The organism is Flavobacterium hercynium (assembly GCF_002217285.1).
Taxonomy (GTDB): domain Bacteria; phylum Bacteroidota; class Bacteroidia; order Flavobacteriales; family Flavobacteriaceae; genus Flavobacterium; species Flavobacterium hercynium.
Genome location: NZ_MUGW01000090.1, coordinates 1 through 1,354, shown reverse-complemented (window position 1 = coordinate 1,354; position 1,354 = coordinate 1). Strand labels below are relative to the sequence as shown.

1 protein-coding gene is annotated in these 1,354 nt (G+C 29.1%); it reads left to right on the top strand.

All coding sequences use genetic code 11. The features are described 5' to 3' along the window. The first annotated feature begins 40 nt into the window (after window positions 1-40). A protein-coding gene (locus tag B0A66_RS22780; RefSeq protein WP_123868287.1) for an IS3 family transposase occupies window positions 41-1,308 on the top strand; the annotation gives its coding sequence in 2 pieces (ribosomal slippage) (window positions 41-380 and window positions 380-1,308; 1,269 coding nt in all). Window positions 1,309-1,354: the final 46 nt, after the last annotated feature.

Here is a 1,354-nt window from a genome sequence, read left to right as displayed (position 1 = left end):
TGTCTCGTCCTAAAAAAAGTTGACTATAATATGTTTAATTATGTCAACAGAAAGAAAAGAATTCAAAAAACCATTAGCTCCACAAACTTTTGGAGAGATGTTCAAAAAGCAAGTTGTAAAAGAATTTGAACAGGGATTATTTACCAAAGCAGAACTTCGCAGGCGTTATAATATTCGAGGTAACGGTTGTATACCTCGTTGGTTAAAAAAATATGGTAAATTTACATATTATGATAAATTAACTATTGGACGACCTATGAAAGATCCTCAATCTCAACGTATCAAAGAACTTGAAGCACAATTGGCAAGAAAGGAGCAAGAATTATTAGTTTTTAAGAAATTCATAGAAATAGCCGAACGTGAATTAAAAGTCGAAATTGTAAAAAAGTCTGGTTCCAAGCAGTCCAAGAAATAAACCATATCTACAGGATTAGTCCTTGTGAAATATGTCGATTGTTTGGATATAGTAAGCAAGCCTATTATAAAAGAAAATCACATCTATTAAAGTCAAATTTAGATAATGAACATTTAAGATTTTTAATAATGTCCGTGCGCCAAAAACTACCAAAAACGGGAGGTAAGAAACTATATCACATGCTGAAGGATGATTTTAAAAAAGATAAAATAAAAATTGGCAGAGATAAATTATTTGATTTTTTACGAGATGAATATTTATTAGTTCCTAAAGTTCGAAGATATTATAAGACAACAAATTCAAGGCATTGGATGCGTAAATACCCAAATTTAATTAAAGAAATCGATATTAGCAGGCCTGAACAAATTTGGGTTGCTGACATAACTTATCTTAGAACTAGAGACAAAACTTATTATTTGCATCTGATAACTGATGCTTATTCGAAGAAAATTGTAGGTTATAATTTATCCGATAATCTAATGGCATCTTCAACATTGCAGGCCTTAAAAATGGCTGTTATTAATAGAAAATATAATAACAACCTAATACATCATTCAGATAGAGGATTACAGTATTGCAGCAAAGAATATACTCAATTTTTATCTAAAAATAAGATTCTTATTAGTATGACACAAAACTATGATCCTTACGAAAATGCAATTGCAGAAAGGGTTAATGGTATTTTAAAAGAAGAGTTTGGATTGTTCGAAATCTTTAAAGATTTTGACAACTTAAAAAAACAAGTAGAAGAATCAATTTTATTTTATAATCAAATTAGAGTGCATTTATCTATCAATATGCTAACTCCAAATCAAGCACATTTACAAAATCAAATCAAACTAAAACGATGGAAAAAAATAAATCGGAACAAAAGTAATTCTGCTCCGATTTAATTAATTTTATAATACTAATCGAGTCAACCTTTTTCAGGACAACTCA